This is a genomic window from Bradyrhizobium sp. SBR1B (assembly GCF_014198205.1).
In the GTDB taxonomy this organism is placed as follows: Bacteria; Pseudomonadota; Alphaproteobacteria; order Rhizobiales; family Xanthobacteraceae; genus Bradyrhizobium.
This window is the reverse complement of record NZ_JACIHC010000016.1, coordinates 1-23,393: the sequence shown is the minus strand read 5'-3', so window position 1 is coordinate 23,393 and position 23,393 is coordinate 1. Positions and strand designations below refer to the sequence as shown.

Here is a 23,393-nt window from a genome sequence, read left to right as displayed (position 1 = left end):
CCGCTTGACGTCCCCGCAAGAGCAACAGCCGGAATCGCTTCCGCAGTAAGCCGTCACGGTTCCACCAGCGGCAAGGCCGCTCTCCCCTCCAGAATCTCCGTCACCTCTTTTTTGGACGCGCCCGACTCGTCGTTGAGCATGAGGCCCGGCAGCAATCGCGTCGGAGCCCGGCCGCCTTTGACCGCACGCACCAGCACGCGGATCGCAGGCCGCCCCGCCTCCCCGTGAACCGGCAGGATCGAAAGGCTGCCGAAGCCGCGTGACAGCGCCGCCAGGACATCGGCGATGCCATCTGCGCGCCAGATCAATGTCAGCACACCATTCGATCGGAGGATGCGACGCGCTGCATGCACCCAGGCATGCAGGGTCTCCTCGGTCGCCACATGCGCGGTGTGACGCGCCTGGTCCGGCGAGCCGCGATGCCGGGCCGGATCGTTGAAGGGCGGATTCATCAGCACCGCGTCGACGCTGTCGGGCGACAGCCCGTTTGCCGCAAAGGCGGTGGCGTCGGCCGTGACATCGAGCACGATGGTCTCGGCGGCAAGCGCATTCGCGGCTGCATTGGCGCGCGCGAGCTCGGCCAGCTCCGGATCGATCTCGACCAGGCTCAGCCCGATACCAGCGACGCGCCGGGCCAGCGCCAGCCCGGCCGTGCCGATCCCGGCGCCGAAATCGACCACGCGGTCCCCGGGACGGGCCTCCGTCGCCGCCGCAAGCAGAATGGCGTCGTGCCCGGCTCTGTGGCCACTCCGCTTCTGCCTCAGGCGCAACTGCCCGCCGAGAAAAGCGTCCTCGGTAATATCTGCGGCCTCACTCATCGCCGCGCAGTTCGTGGCTGAGGCCGGCCTCGGTGAGGAGCTCCCTCGCCTCCTGGGCGTCGTCCTCATGAACCAGGATCCGCCGCGGCAAAATGCCGAGCGAGCCCTCGATGATGCTCATGTTCTGGTCCAGCACCAGGTGATGGATGTTGGCGCCGTCGAGCAGCGCGCCGATCGCCGACACCAGCACCATATCGTTGGTCCGAACCAGTTCACGCAAAACGCAGGTTTCCTTGCCTGAAAGGGGGCTAAAGCGGCAAATGTCAATGGTTCCGCGGGCCTTGCCGCATCCGCCGCCAGTTTCTATTGTCTTTCCGTCAGAATAGCCCCTCCGGGGCAAATATTGGAGACCGGCGTGGCCGTCATCGTACCTTTCGAAACTCCCGGCGCGTCGATCGAAGAGCTGGTTGCCCTTGTCGCCCCTGACATGGAGCGCGTCAACGCCACGATCCTGTCGCGGACCGGTTCGGACGTGACCATGATCCCGGAGGTCGCCAACCATCTGATCTCCTCCGGCGGCAAGCGGCTGCGGCCGATGCTGACGCTCGCCATGGCCAACCTCGCCGGCTATACCGGCGACGGCCATATCAAGCTGGCCGCCTCCGTCGAGTTCATGCATACCGCCACGCTGCTGCACGACGACGTCGTCGACGAGAGCGAGATGCGCCGCGGCAAGCTGTCGGCGCGCATGCTCTGGGGCAACGAGGCGAGCGTGCTGGTCGGCGACTTCCTGCTCGGCCAGGCCTTCCGCATGATGGTCGAGGTCGGCTCGCTTCGCGCGCTCGACATCCTCTCCGCGGCCGCCGCCACCATCGCCGAGGGCGAGGTGATGCAGCTGGCCGCCGCCAAGAACACCGCGACCACCGAGGACGAATATCTCGCCGTGATCCGCGGCAAGACCGCCGAGCTGTTCGCCGCCGCCTGTGAGGTCGGCCCTGTCATCGCCAACCGTCCCAAGGCCGAGCAGACCGCCTGCCGCTCTGTCGGCATGAATCTCGGCATCGCCTTCCAGCTCGTCGACGACGTGCTCGACTATGGCGGCAAGAGCGCAAAGCTCGGCAAGAACACCGGCGACGATTTCCGCGAGGGCAAGATCACCCTGCCCGTCGTGCTCGCCTTCCGCCGCGGCAACGACACCGAGCGCGCCTTCTGGATCCGCGCGCTGGAGCGCGGCGAGATTGGCGACAGCGATCTCGATCACGCCATCGGGCTGATGAACAAGCACCGCGCGCTGGAAGATACGCTCAGCCGCGCCCAGCACTACGGCGCCATGGCCGTGGACGCGCTGGCGCTGTTCCCGTCCTCCCCGATGAAGAGCGCGCTGGAGCAGGTGGTGGCGTTCTGTCTGGCGCGGTCGCATTAGGCTTTTGAGTTTCGGCGCACCGCTAGCGAAACACTCGGTGTCGTCCCGGCGAACGCCGAGACCCATACCGCGTGATCTATCGACACAGTGTCGGTGCGAGTACCCACAATAACCAATCTTCGCCAAACCACTCCCTGTGGTTATGGGTCCCGGCGTTCGCCGGGACGACACCGGTGAGATAGGTCCCAGCTGCGTCAACACCTTCATTGCGAGCGCAGCGAAACAATCAAGAATCCCTCCGCGAAGAGAGCCTGGATTGCTTCGCTGCGCTCGCAATGACGGAGCATGGCGCGAAGCCGGCATTCGCCAATTCGCATTTCAAATTACAGTGACAGCTTTTTGCGGATGTGCGGCCCGCCTCCGTCAGCGCTCGTGCGGCCCACCTCCCGGTCACTTGCTTTTTGCAAGTGACTCTCCTACTTTCCCGCCATGCAGCCCAAATCCCCCTCGATCCTGGAATGCCCGGTCGGCCGTGCCGTGGAGACGGTCGGTGAATGGTGGAGCATCCTGATCCTGCGAGATGCGTTTCAGGGTGCGACGAAGTTCGACGAGTTCTCGCAAAGCCTCGGCATTGCGCCGAACATCCTGTCGCGGCGGCTTGCCCATCTCACCGCATCAGGCATGTTCGTGCGCCGCCGTTATCAGGAGCGGCCGCCGCGTTACGAATACGTTCTGACTGACAAGGCGCGGGATTTCTTCCCGGTGATCGCTACGCTGCTCGCCTTCGGCAACAAGCATCTCGCGCCCAAAGGCGAATCCATCGTGCTGGCGAACCGGAGCGACGCTCGCCCGTTCAATCCGGTCGTGGTCGACGCTGCCGACATGCAGCCGATCACGCTCGCCAATACGATCGTCGTCGCCGGTCCCCGCGCGAGCCGCGGCATGCGCAAGCGGATCGCTTCACTCAAGGCCATGAACCCGGCCGTCGCGCCGGCTGGAGAGTAATATGCGTCGGATCGTCGTGACGGGAATGGGCGCGGTATCGCCGCTCGGCTGCGGTGTCGAAACCTCATGGCGCCGGCTGCTCGCCGGCCACAGCGGACTGCGCCCTCTGCCCGAATGGGCGCAGGCGCTGCCGGCGCGCATTGCCGGACTCGTGCCCGACAAGGCCGACGATGCCGAGGGCGGCTTCGATCCCGCGCAGGCCGCCGCGCCAAAAGACCAGCGCAAGATGGATCGCTTCATCCTGTTCGCGCTGCTCGCGGCCGCCGAGGCGATCGCGCAGGCGAAATGGACGCCGCAGGACGCTGCCGCGCTGGAGCGCACCGCGACGATCATCGCCTCCGGCGTCGGCGGTTTCCCGGCGATGGCGGAGGCGGTGCGCATCACCGAGCAGCGCGGCGCGCGCCGGCTGTCGCCGTTCACGATCCCCTCGTTCCTGGCCAATCTCGCCGCCGGCCACGTCTCGATCAAATATGGCTACAAGGGCGCGCTGGGCACGCCGGTCACCGCGTGCGCCGCCGGCGTGCAGGCGATCGGCGATGCCGCGCGCATGATTCGATCAGGCGAAGTCGACATCGCGATCTGCGGCGGCGCGGAGGCCTGCATCGACATCGTCAGCCTCGGCGGCTTTGCGGCGGCTCGCGCGTTGTCGAGCGGGTTCAACGAGGAGGCGGCGCGCGCCTCACGCCCGTTCGATCGCGACCGCGACGGCTTTGTCATGGGCGAAGGCGCCGGCATTCTTGTCATCGAGGAGCTCGAACATGCGCTCGCGCGCGGCGCCACACCGATCGCAGAGTTGATCGGATACGGCACGACGGCGGACGCCTACCACATGACATCAGGCCCGCCTGACGGCGACGGCGCGCGGCGCGCCATGGAGATCGCGCTCCGGCAGGCGAGCCTTGCGCCGGCGGATCTGCAGCACCTCAACGCCCACGCGACATCGACGCCCGCCGGCGATGAGAGCGAGCTTGGCGCGATCGCGGCGCTGTTCGGCCGCAACCGCGGCATCGCCGTCAGCGCGACCAAATCGGCCACCGGCCATCTGCTCGGTGCCGCCGGCGGCCTCGAGGCGATCTTCACCGTGCTCGCTTTGCGCGACCAAATCGCGCCGCCGACGCTCAATCTCGAAAACCCCGATGCGGGCGCTGATGGCATCGACATCGTCGCCGGCAGCGCGCGGCCGATGCCGATGCAACACGCGATCTCCAACGGCTTCGGCTTCGGCGGGGTCAATGCCAGCGTGATCTTCCGCCGCACGGGCTAAACGAGAGCCTCCCGCGCCAGAAGACTTGCAATCGCAGCCCGCTCCGTTACCAAAACAGGATGATCGAAACGAATTTCTGGCTGTTCCTGGCCGCAGCCTGTCTCATTGCCGCCGTTCCCGGCCCCGGCATCTTCTACGTCGCGGCACGGACCTTGTCGGAGGGACGCGCCAGCGGCTTCGCATCGACGGCAGGCACGGCGCTGGGCGGGCTGGTTCATGTGGTCGCGGGCAGCCTCGGCATCTCCGCAATCATTCTCGCCAGCGCCGAATTGTTCGCCGCCGTCAAATTCGTCGGCGCGCTCTACCTGGTCTGGCTCGGCATCAAGACTTTCCGCAGCGCCGGCCGCACACTGTCGCTAGAGGGAGAAGCTTTCGGCGACAAGCGCGCGTTCCGCGACGGCGTGCTGGTCGAGGCGCTGAACCCGAAGACCGCCGCGTTCTTCCTCGCTTTCATTCCGCAATTCCTCGATCCCGCGGGGTCGAGCCCCACGCTGCAATTCATCCTGCTCGGCGCGATCTCGGTGGCGTTGAACACCCTCGCCGACGTCGTCGTCGTGCTGATGGCCTCCGCGACACGCAACCAGCTGATTGGACGACCGCATCTGATGCGGCGTCTCACGCAGGGCTCCGGCGGCTTCATTGCATGCCTCGGCCTGTCGCTGGCATTGGTGCGGCGGCCTGTGAATGGATAGCGCCCCGATGCTCACCCCGCAAAGCCGCTTCTACGAGTCCCATGGCCTGCGGCTGCATTACGCCGATTGGGGCAATGAGGGCGCGCCGCCTCTGATCCTGGTCCATGGCGGCCGCGATCATTGCCGCAGCTGGGACGTCATCGCCCGATCGCTGCAGCCGCATTTTCACGTGGTGACGCCCGACCTGCGCGGCCACGGCGATTCCGACTGGACCAGGGGCAGCAGCTACGCGCTGACCGAATATGTCTACGATCTCACCCAGCTCATCCGCACCATCGCAGCGCCTCAGGTGACCCTCGTCGGACATTCGATGGGCGGCATGGTGAGCCTGATCTTTACAGGGTCGTTTCCCGAGCAGGTCTCGAAGCTGGTCGTGCTCGACGGCGTGACCATGCTGCCGGACTCGCCGAAGCCGCCGGCACATGAGCGCATCGGCAAATGGGTGGCCCAGCTCGACAAACTGCACGACCGCATGCCGCGCCGCTATGCGACCCTCGAAGACGCGGCCGCACAGATGGTGCTTCACAACAAGCGCCTGTCCCGTGACCTCGCGCTGCATCTCGCCACCCACGGCGCACGGCAGAACGAGGACGGCACCTATAGCTGGAAGTTCGATCCCTATCAGCGCGCTAGCGCGCCGCACCGGCTCTGGCCGGACGATCACGTCGCGCTGTGGTCGCGCATCGCCTGCCCGACGCTGCTCTTGAACGCCGGCGAAAGCTTTCTCGCCGGTGCCAGGGCCGCAGGCCTGGAGCGTTACTTCCCGCAAGCGCGCGTCGAGACCATTGCCGGGGCGGGACACTGGCTGCAGCACGACAAGCCGGACGAGGTGCTGAGCGAGATCCGAAAGTTTCTCGGGCTGACCGAGCAAAGCGCGGGTTAGCCGCACTGCCGTAGGGTGGGCAAAGCGAAGCGTGCCCACGCATCTGTCTCCGTATCGGAGAGATGGTGGGCACGGCGCAAAAGCGCCTTTGCCCACCCTACGGCACCGTCTCCGGAGAGAGACTCAGCTCAATGTCCCCGCATGCACCCACCAGCCGGGGTGGTCGCGCCGGATCTTTTCGGCCGCGGCATGCGTATCTGCGGGCGAGCCGTAGATCGCAAAGCACGTCGCGCCTGAGCCGGACATGCGGGCGAGCTTGACGCCGGCGGAGCCACGCAAGGCCTCCAGCACGTCGCCGATGACAGGTTCGATACGTAGCGCAGGCTTTTCGAGATCGTTGGCAACGGTTTCGAGAACGTCGACCCAATCGGCAATCGATCCGCCCTCCTCCGGCCAGGCCGGAGCTCCCAGAACCGAGGTGGCGCCGACCAGAAGCTCGCCGTTGCGCAGGCCCAGCTCCTGGAAAACATCCTTGGTCGCCACAGGCACGCGCGGATTGACCATCACGCAAGGCATGCTCGGCAATGCGAGCGGCAGCAGCTGCTCGCCGACGCCGGTCATGTCGCAGGCGCGCGAGAGCAGGCACACCGGCACATCGGCGCCGGTCGCGAGCGCGACCTTCTGCAGGCGCGGATCGTCAAGCGACAGATTGTTGAGACGCGCCAGGAGCCGCAGCGCCGCTGCCGCATCAGCCGAGCCGCCGCCGATGCCGGCGGCAACCGGCAGCACCTTGTCGAGCGCGAAGGCGCCGAGCTTCAGGTTCGGCACAGCATCGGCCAACAGCCTGGCCGCCTTGAAGACGAGATTGTCCGCGGTATCGCCGCAAGCCGCGGCAAGCGGTCCCGTGGTGGTGAGCTTCAGCTCGCCGCCCGGCTCCAATGTCAGCCGATCGGCGCAATCGGCAAACGCGACCACACTTTCGAGATCATGATAGCCATCGGCACGACGGCCCACGACGCGAAGGCTAAGATTGACCTTCGCCCGTCCTTCTTCAATCAACGCCGGCATCGGCGACACGCCCCCAACTTCAGTTCCTTGTCGCGCATGATCTTGTCGGAAAACCGCTACACGCTTTGCGCTAGCGCGGCCCTTCGGGTCCGGATCATGCGCAAGCCTAGCCGCCCTTGCCGTCGTCCTTCTTCTTTTCCGCCTGCGCGGCCGAAGAGTTCGAATTGTCGTCGGCGAGGCCATTGGCGATCTTGGCCTCGATCTTCGGCAGCTCTTCCGGCTCGGGCTTGAGATCGCGCGCGTGCGACCACTGGAATTTGGCTTCCAGCGTGCGGCCGACCCGCCAATAGGCATCGCCGAGATGGTCGTTGATGGTGGGATCCTCGGGCTTGAGGTCGATCGCGCGCTCGAGGTTCTTCACCGCTTCCTCATAATTGCCGATGCGGTAATAGGCCCAGCCGAGGGAGTCGACGATGTAGCCGTCGTCGGGACGCTGCTCGACGGCGCGCTTGATCATCTTCATGCCTTCGTCGAGGTTCACGCCCTGGTCGATCCAGGAATAGCCGAGATAGTTGAGAACATGCGGCTGGTCGGGCTGGAGCTCGAGCGCCTTCTTCATGTCGGCCTCGGCCTTGGCCCACTGCTTGGAGCGCTCCTCGCAGATACCACGATAATAGTACCAGACGCTGTTGGCCTTGTCGTTGCCGGGCGGCAGCACGTCGACGCCTAGCGAATAGGTCGCGCCGCAGTCGCCGAACCTCTTGCGGCCGCGCTCGATGTTGCCGAGCGCCATGATCGCTTCGAGGTCCTTGGCATCCTCCGATGTAACGCCCTTGAGGATCTTGATCGCCTCGTCGGTGCGGTCGGCGGAATCCAGATCGATGGCAAGCTGGATCTGCGCATTGCGCTTGAGCGGCGAGGTCGACGGCACGCGCTCATAGACCTTGATCGCCATCTGCGGCCGCTTCACGGACTCGTAGAGATCGGCCAGCGAGAGCAGCGCCAGCGGATGGGTCGGCTGGAGGTAGAGCGAGAGCTGGAGATAGACCAGCGCCAGATCCTCGCCGCCGCGGCGGGTCAGCGTGGCGCCGATGCCGTAGAGCGCTTCGGCGGCGCCGGCCTGGGCGGAATCGACCAGCGGCGGCATTTTCTTGCCGGCCTTGGTCTCGCGCAGGCCTTCCTGGATCAGCGGATGGCGCGCGAGCTTCTTGTCGAAGGCCTGGTAGACGGTGGTCGCGGCGGCCGAATCCTTGTTGCGCGACAGCCAGCGCGCATAGGCCTCGGTCACGCGCAGCATGGAATCGTCGAGCTTGTAGGCGCGCTCGAAGCGGGTGCCGGCGTCTTTCTCCTTGCCGGAGAGCTCGAGGATCATGCCGGCGTGCAGGTCCTTGAACAGCGGGTACCATTCGGGACCTGCCAGCTTGTCGATGGTGGCGACACCGCCCTTGGCATCACCCGCGCCATAGGCAGCCCACCCCGACAGCAGCGTGGCGACGAGATCGGTGATCGGACCGCGGATCGACTGGTTGATGTTGGTCTGCGCGGCCGCGTACTTCTTCACCTTGAGATCATGCACGCCGACGACGAGACGCGCGACGCGGTTGGTCTTGTCGATGGTGAGGATGCGCTCGGCGAGCTTGACGGCTTCGTCGATGTCGCCGTCGGCGACCGACGAGATGAAGGCGCGGTCGAGCAGCTCGTTGTTCTTGGGATCGGTGCGCAGCGCCGAGCGGTAGAAGGCGGCGGCGGAGGCGGCGTCGCGCTCGACGCTGGCGTGGCGGGCAGCGAGATAGCTGCCGGCGGTGGTGAGCGACTTCAGATCGTTTCGGGTCGGAAACTGTGCCGCCGTGTCGGACGGATGATCCGGCGTCTGCGCCAGGACCCTGCCGGGGACGGTCGCGATCGCTGTGCCCATGAGGGCGATGGCGGCAACAGTCCAGCGGTTGAAACGATTTGAGAACATCAGGGCTCGCCTTGAGTTGGTAGTGCCTGGGTTTGCAGCAGAGGGCCGTATCGCATGCGAACGCGGCCGGTGGCATCGGGACCCGGAACCGTCCGGCGGACAATGCCGCTTTTGGCGCTTCGCCGCAAGGATTCGGGCCGGGCGATCCCTTCCGCACGCCTTAAATCGGCCAAGAGCGGTCCCAAGACGCTGCCAGTATGGCCTTATCGTGGCCGCGACCGGTGGCCGCAGCGGTGTCCTCACGCGAACGTGCGCCGGATCACCCTCGTGATCAGGTCCTTGTGCTCGGCCGGCTCTTACATCGCCTCATAGTTCGGACCGCCGCCGCCCTCGGGGGGAACCCAGGTGATGTTACCGTTGGGGTCCTTCACGTCGCAGGTTTTGCAGTGGACGCAGTTCTGGGCGTTGATCTGGAAGCGCGGGCTCGTGCCTTCCTCGACCCATTCATAGACGCCGGCCGGGCAATAGCGATTCGAGGGACCGGCGAACACGTCGTGCTCGGAAGTCTTCTGCAGGTTCATGTCGGTGACCTTGAGATGGACCGGCTGGTCCTCCTCATGGTTGGTGTTGGACAGGAACACCGAGGACAGCTTGTCGAACGAGATCTTGCCGTCCGGCTTCGGGTAGTTCTTGGGCGCGTGGCTCTTGGCCGGATCGAGCGTGGCGCGATCGGGCTTGGCGTGCGCCTGGGTGCCGAACAGCGAAGCGCCGAACAGCGTGTTGCACCACATGTCGAAGCCGCCCAGCGCGACGCCGAGCACGGTGCCGAACTTCGACCACAGCGGCTTGACGTTGCGGACCAGGAACAGATCCTTGCCGACCGACGACGAGCGCCAGGCGTTTTCGTATTCGACGAGCTCGTCATTGGCGCGATCGGCGGCCAGCGCCGCCGCGACATGTTCAGCCGCGAGCATGCCGGTGCCCATCGCATTGTGCACGCCCTTGATGCGCGGCACGTTGACGAAGCCGGCCGCGCAGCCAATCAGCGCGCCGCCGGGGAAGCTGAGTTTCGGCACCGACTGGTAACCGCCCTCGGTAATGGCGCGCCCGCCATAGGCGAGACGCTTGCCGCCTTCAAAGGTGCCGCGGATCGAAGGATGGGTCTTGAAGCGCTGGAATTCGTCGAACGGCGACAGGTACGGATCGTCGTAGTTGAGATGCACGACGAAGCCGACGGCGACGAGGTTGTCGTCGTAATGATAGAGGAACGAGCCGCCGCCGGTCTTCAGGTCGAGCGGCCAGCCGAAGGAATGCTGGATCATGCCCTTCTGGTGCTTGGCGGGATCGATCTGCCAGACTTCCTTGAGGCCGATGCCGAACTTCGCCGGCTCGCTCTTGGAATCGAGCGCGAACTTGGCGATGAGCTGCTTGGTCAGGCTGCCGCGGGCGCCTTCGGCGAACAGCGTGTACTTGCCGAGCAACTCCATGCCACGGGTGAAGGAGTCCTTCGGCTTGCCGTCCCGGCCGATACCCATGTCGCCGGTGGCAATGCCCTTGACGTTGCCGGCGTCGTCATAGAGCACCTCGGCCGCAGCAAAGCCCGGATAGATCTCGACGCCAAGCGCTTCAGCCTTGCGCGCCAGCCAGCGGCAGACATTGCCGAGCGAGCCGATGTAGCAGTGATGATTGTCCATCAGCGGCGGCATCATGAAGTTCGGCAGCTTGATCGCGCCGCCGCCCGTCATCCAGTAGAAGCGGTCGTCCTTCACCTGCGTTTTCAGCGGGCAGTCGGCATCATCGCGCCAGTCCGGGATCAGCTTGTCGAGCCCTGCGGGGTCGATCACGGCGCCGGAGAGAATGTGCGCGCCGACCTCGGAGCCCTTCTCCACCACGACGACGTTGAGATCGGCCTTGAGCTGCTTCAGCCGGATCGCGGCCGACAGGCCCGAGGGGCCGGCGCCGACGATGACGACGTCGAATTCCATGGATTCGCGCGGGGGAAGTTCTTCGGTGCTCATCTGATCTCAGCCCTTGAGACGGTCCTTGGTCATTTGCGCCCTCTTGTTTCCGATTTTTCCGGGTAGGACAACCTCGGAAATGCGTTTCGCCGGGGTGCAAGGGGGGGTGCAAGGCGCCCTAAACGGGACCTCCCCGGTTCTGGTAGGCCAGAACCGGCGAGGTCCCATCTTTTTTGACGCGTTTTCTTCACGCGAACCGGGTGGCCACTTCGCTCGAAAACGCTATGCTATAATAGTCAGACTTTCCCATGATACCCGAACCCGCACCCACCGTCCGCGAGCTTCTCGCCTTCTATCTGGAGGCCGGTGTCGATTGCGCGCTCGCGGAGGAACCGATCGACCGCCTGGCGGAATTGGATGCGCCGCCGCCGGCCCCGCGCGTGGCGCCTCCGGTCGAGGCACCTCGTCCTGTCGCCGCCCCCGCGGCCATGCGCGGCGAGGCCACACCGGCGCCGGACATCGCAATTGCCTCCGCACGCGAGGCCGCGCGCACTGCGCCGACGCTGGAAGCGCTGCGCGAGCTGATGCAGAGCTTCGAGGGCTGCGCGCTGAAACACACTGCGACGCGGCTGGTATTTGCCGACGGCAATCCGCAGGCGCGTATCATGTTCGTCGGCGAGGCGCCGGGCCGCGACGAGGACATCGAGGGGCTGCCCTTCGTCGGGCGCAGCGGCAAGCTGCTCGATCTCATGATCGGCGCGATCGGGCTCAACCGCAGCACGGCCTACATCGCCAACGTGATTCCGTGGCGGCCGCCCGGCAACCGCACGCCGACGCCGCAGGAGACGCAGATCTGCCTGCCCTTCATCCAGCGCCAGATCGAGCTCGTGAATCCCGACGTGCTGGTGACGCTTGGCAATCCCTCGACGCAGACGCTGCTCGGAACGCGCGAAGGCATCATGCGCACCCGCGGGCGCTGGTTCGAGTACGACGCCGGCGGGCGCACCATCCGCGCGCTGCCGACGTTCCATCCGGCCTATCTGCTCCGCTCGCCGTCCTACAAGCGGCTGGCCTGGCAGGATCTGCGCGCGATCGCCAAGGTGCTGGCGGGCTAGTGAGCTCTCGTGTCCCGGACGCGGTGCGGCACGCAGCTCTCGTAGGATGGGCAAAACGAAGCGTGCCCACCACCTTTATCGTGGGCACGGCGCGTTGCGCCTTTGCCCACCCTACGATTTCAGCGTCCGTAACAACGCGCGCGGCTCACGTCCCCTTCGGCCGCACGATGGCCCAGCCGACGCGCAGGAGCTGCTGACGACCGGTCACCAGCCATTCGAAGGCGCGCGGCACCTCCGGGACGATGCCGGGAAAGCGCTTGAGGATGTCCGGCGGTGGCGTGCCGGCGGTATCGGAGGCACGCCAGACCACGACGCCGCCGGTCTCGCTGAATTTGGCCTGATTGAGCCACGGCGTGCGCGCAGGGTCGGCGTCGATGAAGAGATGCGGCCGGCCGGAATGCAGCGTGATCAGGCTCGCAAGCTGGGTCTCGCCGGCCACCGCACGCAGGCGATGGTTGGTGCGGCGGGCAAAGCTCTCGTCGAAGAAGTCCGAGATCGCGCGCGCCGGCATCGAGGTCGCGATCTCGTTCGTGCCGGTCCAGGGCAGCAGCAGGACGGCGAGCACGACGCCGACGGCCGGCGCCACGACGGCGGCGGCCCAGACCGTCCGCAGCATCCGCGCACGGCGCATCGCGATGAGATCGCCGGCTGCGACCACCACGGCAAGCCCGGACACAACCAGCACGACGCCGGCGCCGCCGACGACGGACTCGAGCCCGAGCAGGCCGGAGATCAGCACCGCGCCCAGCGCAGGCGCCAGCGCGAAGAAATAGACGAAGTTGCGCCCCAGCGGCTCGACCGGCGGCCTAAAGATGATCGGCGGCTCCTCGCCCTTGCCGGCGAACAGGCCGGCGTTGAGGAAGGTCAGCGCCGGGATCGCAGCGGCCCCGAGCACGAGGCCGCCGAACAGCCAGGCCGCATGCAGGGCGCGGGCATTCAGTTCCGCAACTTGCGGCAGGGCCGGCATCACGAGAGTCTCGGCACGCATCAGCCAGACCGCATAGGGCAGCGCCAGCACCGCGACGACAACAAGCGCGAACAGCGGATCGAGCGCGCGCAGCGTCCGGCGGCCGCCAGCGGTCGAGACCGCGAAGACGACGAGCAGCAGCAACAGGAAGATCGCCGCGGGCGTCGTCAGCAGCAGGAGACCGGCCTCGATCGACCAGGCGAACCAGGCATTGCCGCGGCGCTGGCCGATGATCTGCCAGGAGTGCAGCAGCAGCAGCGCCCAGAGCGGCCGGGCCAGGACAAGCGGGCCGAAGTCGAGCGCCGACGAGGAGAAGGCGAGCACCGTCATGGTCAAGAGCACCGCGAGCACCGCCTGCTGCGAGCCGACCACGGCGCGGGAGAGGTGATAGAGCGCAATGAACGTCGCGATCTCGCAGAGCTCGGCCAGCACATAGACGCCGAACATGTGGCCGCCGGCGGCGCGATAGGCGATGTCGGCGAGCCAGACCGGCAAGGGCGGACCGAGATCGGTGCCGACCTGGTATTCACGTCCGAAAGCCAGGAGCGTCGCGAGGCTGCCGGGCGGGCTGCGGTAGAACACCAGCGCCACGAACAGCCACATCGCGGCCTGCAGCAGCACGGCGATCCAGACGATCAGCCGCGGCCGGGCGCGAATGAGCTCGATGACCAGGGAGGTAAACCGCATGCAACGTCCGAAAGATGCAGCCAACCCGTCCAGCCGGCCCTATTCGCTCACAAACACTTTGATAAGGGGCGTCACGCGTCGTGGCAACGACGGTGTGCTCCCTCTCCCCGTTCTTACGGGGCGCGACGAGCTTCGCTCGCGCTGGGAGGGTCAGGGTGAGGGGGCTGCGTCGGTAATCACTGTGACAGATGGACTCGCGGAGGCTGCCCCTCACCCGCATCCCATCTCGGATGGAAGCGGCCTCTCCCCGCAGGCGGGAGAGGCGAAGAGGGCAGCGGAGAGAGCCGTTAGAGACCCGCCGACGCGTCGATCTCGACGCTGGCTTCCACCGGCACCTCGACCTCGGTCACCGTAAACAGATCCTGCACCGGCTCGACGGTCCACGGCATGTGCTTGGCACGCGCCGCCGCAACCGGGGCGAAGAAGCGGCGGTGATGGACCGAGGGGCCGAGACGGTCGAGCGCGTCGAGGTGCTCGGGGACGGCGTAGCCCTTGTGCTGCTCGAAGCCGTAGCCTGGGCAGTCCTGCGCCAGCGCGCACATCAGGCGGTCGCGCGTCACCTTGGCGATGATGGAGGCCGCCGCGATCGACAGCACGATGCCATCGCCGCCGATCACGGCTTCGCAATCGCAAGGAGTGTCGAGCCGGTCGCGGCCGTCGACGAAGACGTGCCTCGGCGCCTCCGGCAGTGCCACCACGGCGCGCTTCAGCGCCCACAATGAGGCGCGCAATATGTTGTCGCGGTCGATTCGCGAGGGCGAGGCGACGGCGACCGAGACCTGGGCGGTGGCGCAGATCTTGTCGAACAGTTTTTCGCGTTCCTCGGCGGTCAGGCGCTTGGAATCATCAATGCCGCGCGGAATCCGGTCGGGGTCGAGAATCACGGCCGCGGCTACCACGGGGCCGGCGAGCGGCCCGCGGCCGGCTTCGTCGCAGCCGGCGACCGGCCAGACGCCGCGCTTGATCAGCGCGCGCTCGCGCCGGAAGCTCGGCGGTGCGACCGCGATGATGCCTTTCTTGCCTGCGGGAACGGTCGTTGTTTTGGTCGCAGGCGCTTTGCCGGCCTTGGCGGGCGCTGCCTTCTTCGCTGCGTCCTTCTTTGGCGCGTCTTTGGCCGGTGTCGTGGCGGATGTCTTGGCGGACTTGTCCCGAATCATGGCGGGGATCGTGCGCAAGCGGCCCGGCCGGCGCAACCGGGAACCCCGCGCAATTCCCGTTATTCAGGCCGCCCTATTCAGCCAGATGCACCCGCCGGTCCTCGCCGACCTCGATGCCGGGCGCGACCACGACCTCCCAGGGATGGCCGTCGGGATCGGCAAAATAACCGGAATAGCCGCCATAATCGGTCTCGTGCGCGGCCTTCAGCAGCTTTGCCCCCTTGCCGAGAGCAAAGGCCAGCACCGCATCGACCTCCTCTCGGGTCCGACAGTTCCAGGCGATCGTGATGCCGCGGAAGGTCGCTGGCCTCGGCTGGTCCGGCAACGTCGCGTCGGCCGAGAGCTGATCCCAGGGATACAGCGCGAGCACCGGGCCACCGGTATCGTAGAAAGCGACGGCCTCGCCGGTCGCCTTTAGCCGGCGCGCAAAACCGAGCGCGTCGTAAAAAGCGATGCTGGCACGGATATCGCTGACGCCAAGCGTGATGACAGTGAGCCGCGGCACCGGCGGGTGAAGTTCCTTGACCATGCGACGCCTCTTCCACTTCCCCGATCAGAACAGGCTGAGCTGATCGCCGTTCCGCTTCGGCCGCGCGAAGTGATCGGTCGTCAGCTTGGAGCGCCGTTTGTTGAGGCCGAGCCTGTCGCAGGCGATCTCGAAGCGGCGGCCGATGGTCCAGGCCATTGGTCCGGTGCCCTTCATCCGTTCGCCCCATTTCGCATCGTAGTCGCGGCCGCCGCGCATGTCGCGGATCAGCGTGAAAACGTGGCGATAGCGGTCGGGATAGTTCGCCATTAGCCATTCGCGGAAGAGATCGCGCACCTCCAGCGGCAGCCGCAGCAGCACATAGGAGGCTTCCTTGACGCCGGCATGGGCGGCAGCATCGAGGATGCGCTCGATCTCGGAATCGTTCAGCGCGGGGATTACAGGCGCAACCATCACCGTGGTGGGAATGCCGGCGTCCGAGAGCTGCTTCAGCGCCTCCAGCCGCTTCGGCGGCGTCGAGGCGCGCGGCTCCATGGTGCGCGCGAGCTTCGGATCGAGCGAGGTGACGGAGATCGCGACCTTGGCGAGGTTGCGCTTGGCCATCCGCGCGAGGATATCGATGTCGCGCACCACCAGCGCCGACTTGGTGACGATGCCGACGGGATGGCCGGCACCCTCGAGAACCTCGAGGATGCCGCGCATGATTTTGCGCTCGCGCTCGATCGGCTGATAGGGATCGGTGTTGGTGCCGATCGCGATCATCCGGGGCTCATAGCCGGTCGCGGCGAGCTCTTTCTCCAGCAGCGCCGGCGCCTCGGGCTTGACGAACAGCTTTGACTCGAAGTCGAGCCCGGGCGACAGGCCGAGATAGGCATGGGTCGGCCGCGCGAAGCAGTAGACGCAGCCATGCTCGCAGCCGCGATAGGGATTGATCGAGCGGTCGAAGCCGATATCGGGGGAATCGTTGCGGGTGATCACCTTGCGCGAGGTGTCGACCCCCACACTGGTCTTGAACGGCGGCAGCTCTTCCAGGCTCTGCCAGCCGTCGTCGAAGGCGACGCGCGCCTCGGCCTCATAGCGGCCGCTGGCATTCGACTGTGCGCCCCGCCCCCGCCTGCGTGCGCGGTCGATGGCGACGCCAAGCTCTGGAAAGTCAGAGTCCACACCCGCCGGCTCGGAGGGCGCCTTGACCGGCGGGTGTTTGAGAGCATGAGAGGATGCTGCTGGACTCATGAAGCCAAGATAGCACGACAACGGAACAAATCAAGAACACAAACAAAAAATGGGAAAACAACCCCATGCAAAGTAGCCGCTCAAATTTCGGGCGCGGTCCTTTGACCTCACGCAACACACCCGTCGCAACGATTTCGTTTGATGCCGGCCAGGGATCAATCGTCGCGGAACAATGTTGGTGACGATCGCCGGGTGAAGGTCAGCAGGAACATGACAAATCAACAACAATCGGCCGCGGCAAGCAGCAACCTCGACCTCCTCGATCGCTACTGGCGCGCCGCGAACTACCTCTCCGTCGGGCAAATCTACCTGCTCGACAATCCGCTGCTGCGCGAGCCCTTGCGGGCCGAGCACATCAAGCCGCGTCTGCTCGGCCATTGGGGCACGACGCCCGGCCTGAACTTCATCTACGCCCATCTCAACCGCGTCATCCGCGCGCTGGATGTCAGCGTGCTCTATGTCTGCGGTCCCGGCCATGGCGGGCCGGGCATGGTCGCCAACACCTATCTGGAAGGCAGCTACAGCGAGATCTATCCCGACATCGCGCGCGACACGGACGGATTGCGCAAGCTGTTCAGGCAGTTCTCCTTTCCCGGCGGCATTCCGAGCCACGCGGCGCCGGAAACGCCGGGCTCGATCCACGAGGGCGGCGAGCTCGGCTACGCGCTGGTGCACGCCTACGGTGCGGCGCTGGACAATCCCGACTTGATCGTGGCTTGCGTGGTCGGTGACGGCGAAGCGGAAACCGGCCCGCTCGCGGCCTCCTGGCACTCCAACAAGTTCCTGAACCCCGCGCATGACGGCGCGGTGCTGCCGATCCTGCATCTGAACGGCTACAAGATCGCCAACCCGACCGTGCTCGGGCGGATGCGGGACAGCGAGATCCGCGACCTGTTCCGCGGGTTCGGCCACGAGCCGCTGTTCGTCGCGGGCGACGATCCCAAATTGATGCATCAGGCCATGGCGGATGCGCTCGACGTTGCGCTCGCCAGCATCCGCTCGATCCAGCAGCACGCCCGCGACGGCCGCAAGGCAGTCGAGCGGCCGCGCTGGCCGATGATCGTGCTGCGCAGCCCGAAAGGCTGGACCGGCCCGAAAGAGGTCGACGGCAAGAAGGTCGAGGGCTTTTGGCGCGCGCATCAGGTGCCGGTGGCGGGCTGTCGCGAGAACCCGGCGCACCTCAAAGTGCTCGAAAACTGGATGCGCAGCTACGAGCCGGAAAAGCTGTTCGACCAGAGCGGGGCGCTCATTCCAGAACTTCAGGCGCTCGCGCCCGAAGGCATTCGCCGCATGGGCGCCAATCCGCATGCCAATGGCGGCCTGCTCAAGAAGGAGCTGAAGCTGCCGGACTTCCGCAGCTTCGCAATCGAGGTGCCGCAACCCGGCGGCGTCGCAGCCGAAGCGACGCGCGAGCTCGGCAAATTCCTGCGCGATGTCATCCGCCTCAACGCGAAGGAGCGCAATTTCCGCATCATGGGCCCGGACGAAACCGCGTCAAACCGGCTGGATGCGGTGTTCGAGGCGACCGAGCGGGTCTGGATGGAGCCGATCGAGCCTTACGACGTGCACCTCGCGCAGGACGGCCGCGTCATGGAAATGCTGAGCGAGCATCTCTGTCAGGGCTGGCTCGAGGGCTATCTGCTCACCGGACGCCACGGTTTCTTCTCCTGCTACGAGGCCTTCATCCACATCGTGGATTCCATGTTCAACCAGCACGCCAAATGGCTCAAGGTCACGCGCGATCTGCCATGGCGGCGCCCGATCGCCTCGCTCAACTATCTCCTGACCTCGCATGTCTGGCGGCAGGACCATAACGGCTTCAGCCATCAGGATCCCGGCTTCGTCGATCTCGTCGCCAACAAGAAGGCCGATATCGTTCGCATCTACTTCCCGCCGGATGCCAACACGCTGCTGTGGATCGCCGACCATTGCCTGCGGACCTATAACCGCATCAACGTCATCGTTGCCGGCAAGCAGCCGGCGCTGCAATGGCTCTCGATGCAGGAAGCGGCCACGCATTGCGATGCCGGCATCGGCATCTGGACCTGGGCAGGGACGGAAGATGCAACGGGCGAGCCCGACGTGGTGATGGCCTGCGCCGGCGATGTGCCGACGCTGGAGACGCTCGCCGCCGTCGATCTGTTGCGCAAGGCGCTGCCGGATTTGAAGATCCGCGTCGTCAACGTCGTCGACCTCATGACGCTGCAGCCCAGGGATCAGCATCCGCATGGGCTTTCGGACCGCGATTTCGACAGCCTGTTCACGCGCGACAAGCCTGTCATCTTCGCCTATCACGGCTATCCCTATCTGATCCACCGCCTGACCTATAGCCGCACCAACCATGCCGGCCTGCATGTGCGCGGCTTTGCCGAGGAAGGCACCACGACGACGCCGTTCGACATGGTCGTGCTCAACGAGCTCGACCGCTACCACCTCGCGATCGAGGCGATCGAACGCGTGCCCGGGCTGGCGGCCAAAGCTGCGCAGGCGAAGCAGCAATTCCGCGACAAGCTGATCGAGCATTCGCGCTACGTGCGCGAGCACGGCGAGGACATGCCCGATGTCCAGGAATGGGTCTGGCCCAACAGCTCCGGCGGCAATACCCCGACTGAGGCCGGCGATTAGCCATGCCGGACACGGTCCTCGTCCTCAACTCGGGATCGTCGAGCATCAAGTTCGGCCTGTTCGACATCTCTGCTGTTGAACCCAGCCTGCTCTGCAAGGGGCTGCTCGACGAGCACGAGGCAAAGCCCCGGCTGGTGGTGAAGAGCCCCGCGGGCCAAGACCTGTTCGAGACGCGGACAGAGGCGCCGGACGCCGACGGCGACCATCTGTTCGCCGATGTGCTCGCCTTCATCGAGGACCGGTTCGGCGAACGTGATCTGCGCGCCGTCGGCCATCGCATCGTTCATGGCGGGCCGGACTATTCAGGCCCGGTCGCGCTGACGGACGACGTCACCGCGAAGCTGGAGGCATTGACGCCGCTGGCGCCACTGCACCAGCCGCGGTGCCTCGCGCCAATTCGCGCGCTCGCGGCGATCCGGCCAGCGCTGAGGCAGATCGCCTGCTTCGACACGGCGTTCCATCACGGCCTGACGCCGCCCGCGAGCCGCTTCGCGATTCCGAGGCACTACGAGGAACGAGGCGTGCGACGCTACGGATTTCACGGCCTCTCCTTCGAATATGTCGCGGGACGCCTCGCCGAGATTGCGCCGGAGGTCGTCGCCAAGCGCACCGTCATCGCGCATCTGGGCAACGGCGCCAGCCTGTGCGCGTTGCGCAACGGCCGCAGCGTCGACACCACCATGGGACTGACGCCGCTTGACGGCCTCGTGATGGGCACGCGCTGCGGCACGATCGATCCCGGCGTGCTGCTCTATCTGCAACAGCACGAGAAGATGTCGATCGAGGATGTCCAGCACCTGCTCTATCACCAGTCGGGCCTGCTCGGCGTCTCCGGCATCTCCGCGGACATGCGCACGCTGCTGGCGAGCGGCGAGATTGCCGCACGGGAGGCGGTCGATCTCTTCACCTTCCGCGCGGCGCAGCAGGTCGCGATGATGGCGACCACGCTTGGCGGCCTCGATTGCCTGGTCTTCACCGGCGGCATCGGCGAGCACGCCAAGGAGATCCGCAGCGCGATCGGCGAGCGGCTCGGCTGGCTCGGCGTGCGGATCGATGCGACGGCGAATGACGCGGCGCGCGAGCGGATCAGCGGGGGCGGAAACGCCGTCGACGTGTTCGTCATCCCGACGGATGAGGAGATGACGATCGCACGCCACCTGTGCAGCGGTGCTGCAACCTAAAGGGACAATATCGTAGGGTGGGCAAAGGCGGAAAAGCGCCGTGTCCACGATCTTTCTCCCGCGGCGACAGCTGGTGGGCACGGCGCAAGAGCGCCTTTGCCCACCCTACGACACCGGACTCGTGGAGATTGAGGCACAACAGCGCGCGAAAAAAACGCTCAATGCGTTCCCGACCATATCTGAAAACACCCGATCGCGACCTCGATCACGATCAGCACCACGACCGCGATCTCCAGGCGGAGCGAGCGCTGGGTGTCGATGATGTCGGTCAGCGCGTTGGCGGTCTCCGACACCGCGGTGAGCTTGCGCTCGAGCGTGTCGAGGCGTTCTTTCAGCTCGTACTCGTCCTCGAGGCGGGAATAGAGCCGGTCGAGCTCGGGCTTCTCCCAGAGCACGTCGGGCTTCTCGGCGATCGCGACGCGGCCGGCGACGCGCTGCTGCACCAGCAGTGCATTGCCGATCAATTGCAGGATGCCCTTGCGACGGCGCGGCGTGCGGCCGTGCTCGGCGAGCTCCCGTGCAAACGGCTCGATCACATCGAAGACCGCGGCGACGCGGCGCTCGTCGCGCGCCAGCGACGTGCTCTTGGCGAGCGCGTCCGCAACCAGCAGCAGACGGTCGTCGGAGAACTTTGCGAGGCAGATCGGCCCGCCCGGCTGGATGGCCTCGGCGCTCTCATCCTTGCAGAGCTGTGCCTGCGCGATCTCTTCCTCATATGGGCTGAGCTCGCCGATCACCCGCGGCTTCAGGCTGTCGATCAGCACTTTCTCCTCGGACGGGAGCAGCCCGATCAGCACCACGACGCCGTAACGGAAAATCACGGCAAGGCCGGCATGGACGCGGAAGGCGGCGGGCGTCGACGAGACCAGCGTGCCGATCTCGAGACCGGCGGCGTTGATGCGGTCGCCCAGCATCAGCGCGCGGATCCGCAAGGTCGGCGCAGCCTCCGGCTTCGGCGACGTTGACGCCGTGCCAACAGCGAGTTGATCGGCGTTCACAGGAAGCCTCCGCCGGCACCAAAGTCACACATTTCCCGTTCGAACCTTTCTTGCAGGGCGCACCCTCCCTGCAGGAGCCGGCTACCCGCGCGCCGCGCAATGTCGCCGTAAAACTCCGGGTTAATACCCCCGGGACGCACTTGTGCCGAAACATTCGGCAACATCGCCAACCCGCGCGTGACACATTTGGCTGCGAGGACTGGCTGCAGTTTACCATCGCACGCCGAAGCGCGGCCGGAAAGTTGCACTCGGCAACGCCACGTGTTTATGACAACATCATAACAAGCTACGCTTCTCCCGAAGTGCAGACATTGAAGCCTCAATCATGCTGAGCGTCATCATTCCGACCGAAGGCGTCGAGCAGACCGCGGTGGCGACTCTGGCCGCGCTGGTCCCCGGGGCCGCCGCCGGCGTCATCCGCGAGGTGCTTCTGGTCGACGGCACCCGCAATGGCGTCATCGAGCGGGTTGCCGACGTCGCAGGCTGCCGTTTCGTCGGCTTCGAGGGATCTTCGCAAGGCGCCGCGCTCGCGGCCGGCGCGCTCCAGGCCCGCTCGCCGTGGCTGATGTTCCTGCCCGCAGGCGCCGTGCTCGAAACCGGCTGGATCGAGGAAACCACCCAGTTCATCCAGGCCGTCGCGACCAGCGGACGGGACCGTGCTGCCGTGTTCCGCTATGCGCGCTCGCCTTACGCCGATACCGGATTGCGCGACGTCCTCCGGGCCGTGGTGCGCAGGGTGATCGGCCCGCTCGGCGATCAGGGTCTTTTGATTGCGCGTGATCATTACGACCGGATCGGCGGTTACCCGCCGCAGGCCCGCCGTTCCGAGGCACGGCTGCTGCGCCGGCTCGGCCGCTCGTCCCGGACCATGCTGCGCAGCCGGATCGTCATGGTCGGCTGAAGTCACCGCATACTTGCCAAAGTCAAATAATTAATTGACAATGGCAAGTATCGAGGTGCCCCATGCCATCAAGCTCTTCCCCATCAGCCCTTGCGATCGAACAGGTCGCTGACGATCGCATCGCGGCGGTCCGCGCCTTCAACCGCTTCTATACTCGCAAGCTCGGTGTGCTCGACCAGCATCTCGGAAAGAGCCCGTTCTCGCTCAGCGAGGCCCGGGTGCTCTACGAACTCGCGCATCGCGACGAGCTGGCGGCAAAGGAGATCGGAAACGAGCTTGGCCTCGACCCCGGCTATCTCAGCCGCATCGTGCAAAGCTTCGACGAAAAGGGGCTGATCACGCGAAGGCCCCTGCCCGCCGATCGCCGGCAATACCAGCTCAGCCTCACCGCCAAGGGCCGCCAGACCTACGCCAAGCTGAACCTGAGCTCGCAAAACGAGGTCGCCGCAATGCTGGCCCAGCTTTCGGCCAGCGATGCAACGCGGCTCACGCAGGCCATGGCGACCATCGAGGCCGTGCTGGAGCAACGTCGAACCCAGCCTGCGGCTTTCATGCTGCGCAGCCACCGCGTCGGTGACATGGGCTGGGTCATCTCCAAGCAGGCCGCCGCCTATGCCGCGGACTACAACTGGGACATCAGCTACGAGGCGCTGGTCGCCGAGATCTGCGCACAGTTCATCAAGAACTACGATGCCGCGCGCGAACACTGCTGGATCGCGGAAGTGGGCGGCGAGCCGGTCGGCTCGATCTTCCTGGTCAAGGCCACCGACGAGATCGCCAAGCTGCGCCTGTTGCAGGTGGAGAAGAAAGCGCGCGGGCTCGGTGTCGGCCGCGCGCTGGTCGAGCAATGCATCCAGGGTGCACGCGAGCGCGGCTACAGCAGGATGACGCTGTGGACGCAAAGCATCCTGGTTGCCGCACGCGGCATCTATCAAAGTGCGGGATTCAAGCTCGTGAAGGAAGAGAAGCACCACAGCTTCGGCGCCGATCTGGTCGGCGAGACCTGGGAGCGGGATCTCTGATTTTGCGACGAGCGCGATGCGCATGAATGTGCCCTCGCCCCTTGTGGGAGAGGGCAGCGACGCCGGCAGACACAGGCTCACTTGGGTGAGGGGTGTGTCTCAGCGTATTCCGTGCGGATAGATACCCCTCATCCGGCGCTTCGCGCCACCTTCTCCCACAAGGGGCCTGTTGCGTAATCCGCCAGTTGTGATTCCCTAGGGCAAAGCCTTGGGGGAATGACGATGGCGGTGAAGCGGACAGGACAG

At 65.9% G+C, this 23,393-nt stretch carries 19 protein-coding genes and 1 pseudogene; 10 read left to right on the top strand and 10 right to left on the bottom strand.

Annotated elements, in window-relative coordinates; all coding sequences use genetic code 11:
* Positions 1–53: 53 nt before the first annotated feature.
* Positions 54–818 (bottom strand): tRNA1(Val) (adenine(37)-N6)-methyltransferase, encoded by a 765-nt coding sequence (locus GGD61_RS30250; RefSeq protein ID WP_092262411.1) that lies wholly within the window; start codon positions 816–818, stop codon positions 54–56.
* The gene (locus tag GGD61_RS30245; RefSeq protein ID WP_018323354.1) at positions 811–1,038 is read right to left on the bottom strand and encodes a DUF2007 domain-containing protein; all 228 of its coding nucleotides are present in this window, start codon (positions 1,036–1,038) and stop codon (positions 811–813) included. Before GGD61_RS30245 ends, GGD61_RS30250 begins: the two co-directional genes overlap by 8 nt.
* Positions 1,039–1,173: 135 nt before the next feature.
* On the opposite strand from GGD61_RS30245, the gene GGD61_RS30240 reads away from it, so the two are divergent.
* The 5 genes from GGD61_RS30240 to GGD61_RS30220 all read left to right on the top strand — a co-directional run bounded on the left by GGD61_RS30240 (position 1,174) and on the right by GGD61_RS30220 (position 5,965).
* A complete protein-coding gene (locus GGD61_RS30240; RefSeq protein WP_026202916.1) occupies positions 1,174–2,181 on the top strand; it encodes a polyprenyl synthetase family protein in 1,008 nt (335 codons plus the stop codon).
* Between the two features lie 429 nt (positions 2,182–2,610).
* Positions 2,611–3,126: a helix-turn-helix domain-containing protein gene (locus tag GGD61_RS30235; RefSeq protein WP_018323352.1), complete on the top strand. Its 516-nt coding sequence runs from the start codon at positions 2,611–2,613 to the stop codon at positions 3,124–3,126.
* A 1-nt stretch (position 3,127) separates the two neighbouring features.
* Positions 3,128–4,390 carry a beta-ketoacyl-ACP synthase II gene (gene fabF, locus GGD61_RS30230; protein ID WP_092262409.1) on the top strand — a complete coding sequence of 421 codons (1,263 nt, stop codon included), beginning with the start codon at positions 3,128–3,130 and terminating at the stop codon, positions 4,388–4,390.
* A gap of 59 nt (positions 4,391–4,449) precedes the next feature.
* Positions 4,450–5,082, top strand: coding sequence for a LysE family translocator (locus GGD61_RS30225; protein WP_092262408.1), 633 nt, complete (start codon positions 4,450–4,452; stop codon positions 5,080–5,082).
* Positions 5,083–5,089: 7 nt separating this feature from the next.
* Complete coding sequence (locus GGD61_RS30220; RefSeq protein WP_177237506.1) at positions 5,090–5,965, top strand: alpha/beta fold hydrolase; 876 nt, start codon at positions 5,090–5,092, stop codon at positions 5,963–5,965.
* Positions 5,966–6,088: 123 nt separating this feature from the next.
* Here GGD61_RS30220 and GGD61_RS30215 read toward each other — a convergent pair whose 3' ends face one another.
* From GGD61_RS30215 to GGD61_RS30205, 3 genes are all read right to left on the bottom strand, one after another.
* Positions 6,089–6,973 carry a 4-(cytidine 5'-diphospho)-2-C-methyl-D-erythritol kinase gene (locus GGD61_RS30215; protein WP_177237505.1) on the bottom strand — a complete coding sequence of 295 codons (885 nt, stop codon included), beginning with the start codon at positions 6,971–6,973 and terminating at the stop codon, positions 6,089–6,091.
* A 106-nt stretch (positions 6,974–7,079) separates the two neighbouring features.
* Positions 7,080–8,876 carry a tetratricopeptide repeat protein gene (locus GGD61_RS30210; RefSeq protein ID WP_018323347.1) on the bottom strand — a complete coding sequence of 599 codons (1,797 nt, stop codon included), beginning with the start codon at positions 8,874–8,876 and terminating at the stop codon, positions 7,080–7,082.
* Positions 8,877–9,172: 296 nt separating this feature from the next.
* Complete coding sequence (locus GGD61_RS30205; RefSeq protein ID WP_183231743.1) at positions 9,173–10,834, bottom strand: electron transfer flavoprotein-ubiquinone oxidoreductase; 1,662 nt, start codon at positions 10,832–10,834, stop codon at positions 9,173–9,175.
* 248 nt (positions 10,835–11,082) lie between these two features.
* On the opposite strand from GGD61_RS30205, the gene GGD61_RS30200 reads away from it, so the two are divergent.
* A complete protein-coding gene (locus tag GGD61_RS30200) occupies positions 11,083–11,889 on the top strand; it encodes a uracil-DNA glycosylase family protein (protein ID WP_183231742.1) in 807 nt (268 codons plus the stop codon).
* Between the two features lie 145 nt (positions 11,890–12,034).
* Here GGD61_RS30200 and GGD61_RS30195 read toward each other — a convergent pair whose 3' ends face one another.
* From GGD61_RS30195 to GGD61_RS30180, 4 genes are all read right to left on the bottom strand, one after another.
* Positions 12,035–13,543 (bottom strand): glycosyltransferase family 39 protein, encoded by a 1,509-nt coding sequence (locus GGD61_RS30195; RefSeq protein WP_092262395.1) that lies wholly within the window; start codon positions 13,541–13,543, stop codon positions 12,035–12,037.
* 287 nt (positions 13,544–13,830) lie between these two features.
* Entirely contained in the window at positions 13,831–14,700 is an 870-nt protein-coding gene (locus GGD61_RS30190; RefSeq protein ID WP_092262607.1) for a ribonuclease HII, read from the bottom strand.
* Positions 14,701–14,773: 73 nt separating this feature from the next.
* Positions 14,774–15,229 (bottom strand): VOC family protein, encoded by a 456-nt coding sequence (locus tag GGD61_RS30185; protein ID WP_183231741.1) that lies wholly within the window; start codon positions 15,227–15,229, stop codon positions 14,774–14,776.
* A gap of 24 nt (positions 15,230–15,253) precedes the next feature.
* Complete coding sequence (locus tag GGD61_RS30180; RefSeq protein ID WP_092262390.1) at positions 15,254–16,420, bottom strand: PA0069 family radical SAM protein; 1,167 nt, start codon at positions 16,418–16,420, stop codon at positions 15,254–15,256.
* 210 nt (positions 16,421–16,630) lie between these two features.
* On the opposite strand from GGD61_RS30180, the gene GGD61_RS30175 reads away from it, so the two are divergent.
* Together GGD61_RS30175 and GGD61_RS30170 are read left to right on the top strand one after the other, a co-directional pair.
* Entirely contained in the window at positions 16,631–19,045 is a 2,415-nt protein-coding gene (locus tag GGD61_RS30175; RefSeq protein WP_177237504.1) for a phosphoketolase, read from the top strand.
* Between the two features lie 2 nt (positions 19,046–19,047).
* Positions 19,048–20,242 (top strand): annotated as a pseudogene (locus GGD61_RS30170) (acetate/propionate family kinase).
* Positions 20,243–20,384: 142 nt separating this feature from the next.
* Here the strand turns inward: GGD61_RS30170 and GGD61_RS30165 are convergent.
* Positions 20,385–21,224, bottom strand: coding sequence for an RMD1 family protein (locus GGD61_RS30165; protein ID WP_092262384.1), 840 nt, complete (start codon positions 21,222–21,224; stop codon positions 20,385–20,387).
* Positions 21,225–21,549: 325 nt separating this feature from the next.
* Between GGD61_RS30165 and GGD61_RS30160 the strand changes: the two genes are divergently transcribed.
* The gene (locus tag GGD61_RS30160; RefSeq protein WP_183231740.1) at positions 21,550–22,125 is read left to right on the top strand and encodes a glycosyl transferase; all 576 of its coding nucleotides are present in this window, start codon (positions 21,550–21,552) and stop codon (positions 22,123–22,125) included.
* Between the two features lie 62 nt (positions 22,126–22,187).
* On the top strand, positions 22,188–23,147 hold the full coding sequence (locus GGD61_RS30155; RefSeq protein ID WP_092262377.1) for a helix-turn-helix domain-containing GNAT family N-acetyltransferase: 960 nt from the start codon (positions 22,188–22,190) through the stop codon (positions 23,145–23,147).
* Positions 23,148–23,393: the final 246 nt, after the last annotated feature.